The organism is Acidobacteriota bacterium (assembly GCA_003225175.1).
GTDB lineage: Bacteria > Acidobacteriota > Terriglobia > Terriglobales > Acidobacteriaceae > Gp1-AA112.
The window spans coordinates 1-3,341 of record QIBA01000134.1 but is presented as its reverse complement, the minus strand read 5'-3'; the positions used below and the strand labels follow the sequence as shown (position 1 = coordinate 3,341).

The window sequence follows — 3,341 nt, the reverse complement described above, 5'->3', positions numbered from 1 at the left end:
TAGAAAAATCAGAGGGTATATAGAGAACATATATTGATCGAAAAAATTGAGGTGTTTTGCTGCTTTGATCGCTTAAACGGGCATCGTCGTATCCTCGTAATTATCGAGGATCGGCGACTGACAGTCCGGGGGGGTCGGGACTGTCGCGCCGCCTCGGACTGTCAGTTTTCCGAATTCCGAATATTCGCTTAAGTATGGGGGAGCCCCACCTTAAAGGTGCGGCGAATAATTCACCCCGAAAAACTGACAGTCCCGCCCCAATTACACGTTAAAAATCTGGCTTTGACCTCGAAATTCTCGAGCTCTAAAAGAGATGCAGGAGAACGGATGACGATTTCCGATAGTCCTCAAGCAGGTCTATGAATGACCAGATTATAAAGGGCACTTGTTGTGACAACTTGTAAATTTAAATTCCAGATGTGACCGAAGAGTTATCAGATATAAACTTGTATATAAGTCGGATTGAAATTTACGAGAGCAATAATGGACGTTCGTATTTATCGAAGGTAGTATAACAGAGGAATATTGGATATTTTTAGAGAATCAGAGGAGGTTTTAAATGAGATATTAAATGATAATATTATGCCTAAAATTGCTAAAATTTATTCCCATTCTCATAATTGATCGATTTCTTCCGATTCTTCTTCTTCTTCCTCCGCAATTAGATCCCAATACTGAGGCCTATTGTTTATCTTTCGGAATTGTCGAGCTATTGAAGCCGTGCTTGTAAGAGGAATCTGTCTGTTGCCCTTTCTATAAGAAAAATGTTCCGCAAATGTGCTTGCACTGTTATACCGAACTCTCGCCTGTGCCGCATCTTCCACATCTGCATTATGCCTCTGTTGCTTCAGTGCTTTGAGCACAATTGTGTAACTCCATCGCTTCCTTGGTCCATCTTCATATTTTTTATTCAAATCAGAGTATTTAAACCAGAAATCCATTGGACGATTGTATGCTTTGATGGCTGTGACAAGAAACTATTAAAAAAAAATTAGCAATCATTTTTAAATATAAGTAAAAGATATCAATCTCGGAATTTACGAGAGCTCGTAAATTCCGAATGGGATATTTACCCTCCAATTACTCCAGTGATTTTTGAGCAATTTCCACGCCTCAGGTTTTGCATAACGAAATATCTGCTTCCAATATTTTAAAGGAATTGGTACACCATTAACAATAAGATGAGAAGAATCCTCCCAATCTTGAATCAATTCATCCATATTACTTGAATATTTCAGCGACGGAGGATCGTCAATATCGAGACCGCTGTATTGTAAGGGTTCATTCATCTTATCCATCTTCAAACTCCTTATTTTATATCTCCAAGGTCTATTGAGCTTGTCAAGGTCTCTTGATGTCGTTGTTATTTTGCCTGCAGCAGGAATAGCAGTGTGTTGAGCAAAATCTTTGACCAGCTCGTTAAAGTCGAGGGGGTCGCCATTTTTCGTTATGATCGAATGACTATGAGAATAATTGACATTGACATTGTAATTGATCACTGATGATTTAGTTGATGGTAATTGTGATCTTGAGGGATAAGATGAAGTGACGTCATTTGTGGAGACAGTATCAGACTCGTCATTTCCGAAATCGGCTTCTGGATCAGGTTCTGCCATCATTTCCTTATAGATTTTCTCTTTACACTCCTTATATTCATCTGCCTATTCATATATAGCAGTAAGAGAAATGGCAATAAGATGCTGATGGGAATATACCCACAATAATAGCTCTTGTCTCTTCCCTTCTGTCCTTGAATCGGAAAGATCGAGAGGAGTTTGTTCGAGATTTTCGAGCTTGGTATTGATATTTGGAATAAGAATAAGAGCATCCAGTCTCTTCTGTGAGAGTTTGCTCTTCTTTCTTGGTGTTACTGAGCCTTCATCAACCTTGACATGGCGTTTAGCAGGCATGATAAGAGCGGGGGAAAATATGGAGAGAAAATTTTTCACTCGGAAATTATGAACACACGGAAATTACCAACACAACTAAAAAAAAAATCACCTTCATCCTTCAATGACGATTCTAGACTCCATAACATCATTTCTTAGAAGAGAAGAAAGAGAAATAGCACACGAAGATGAAGAACTTGATGTCGAAGAGCAATTACAAGAGACAAGATACAGTCTTACAGAGATGGGCAGCAGCAGAAAGACATCTTCGATTATAACGAATTGGGTCAAACAATTAAGATTGCTTCAGAAGGAGCTCTCGCTCTAAAGACAGTGGCAACTTATCGAAGGTACATCTATTTCATTAGCAAGATTATTGATGATAAAATAGTCTTTGGAGAGCATTTGAAACTTTTATTGATGACCTCGGAAATTCCGATATCAAAAATGCCATTATTGAGCCGAATGAAATGACTCCGAATCTCATAGCAGCTTGGATACATCGCAAATGCGAGAAGAGAGATATATCTAATCCAGCTACAGCATTATGTCAAGGTGCTTCATTTTCTCAGGCATTAAAAATGAGAGCGGCTGTCAGTTATTATTATGCACAGAATAAAGATAGAGGTACTGAGAAATGGCATAATGCTGGAGGAGGAAATTGTTCTGGAAATCCAGCACTGTCTCATACAGTATCTCGTTATATGATCAGTCTTCAAAGAAGAAAGGTATAAGAAATATTTGCATCTTCACAATTTACGAGTCTTTTCGTAAATTACGAATTCCTATTTCTCAAGCTTATATACTAACTCTTTGCATAGATTAGAGCTGGAGATGTTGCTCAAAGTGCACGTTCAATTACTCCTACACTTCTTAAGAAGTTGTATGAGAAAAATAATGAATTCGAAGTACAGTCATTTGGTACAATTCAGAGCCATGTCAATTCTGAGGATCAACAATGGGGTGGTGCAAGACTTCGTATAATGCTTCAATGCATTTATGCAATTGCTTTTCTGTGTTTATTGAGATTTGATGAAGTTCTTCGTATTGAAGTCAAGGATATTGAAGTCATTGATAAATTGAAAGGACATATTAAACTGACTCTTCCATTTAGAAAAACTCATCAATATGGAGGTAATTTCATTGCCTCGAATTTTACGAATTTAGAAATCAAACCGTTTCATCTCTTCTTTAATCGCAAAGAATTACATCTAGATCCTGTTCATCTTTTGCTTCGTTGGATGCACGTATCACGACTCACAACAGGACCTTTATTCAGAAGAATTGATATTCAAGATCGAGTGTCAATGAATTCTACAAAGGCCTTAGTACAATCTTCGAAATTTACGAAGCTGACTTGATAGACTTCTGAACAATTCATGGAGTATTTTAAGAATAATCTAATCGATATTAACGAAGATCCAATACCTTATGGAACTCATTCATTTCGTC

The 3,341-nt window shown here is 37.6% G+C and carries 2 protein-coding genes; both read right to left on the bottom strand.

Annotation, left to right across the window (positions count from 1 at the left end):
* Positions 1–614: 614 nt before the first annotated feature.
* Positions 615–941, bottom strand: coding sequence for a hypothetical protein (locus DMG62_23620; GenBank protein PYY20470.1), 327 nt, complete (start codon positions 939–941; stop codon positions 615–617).
* A 96-nt stretch (positions 942–1,037) separates the two neighbouring features.
* Entirely contained in the window at positions 1,038–1,499 is a 462-nt protein-coding gene (locus DMG62_23615) for a hypothetical protein (GenBank protein PYY20469.1), read from the bottom strand.
* Positions 1,500–3,341: the final 1,842 nt, after the last annotated feature.

Coding starts and splice junctions, on each gene's coding strand:
- DMG62_23620 (PYY20470.1), bottom strand. CDS start 941: ATGGATTTCTGGTTTAAATACTCTGATTTGAATAAAAAATATGAAGAT.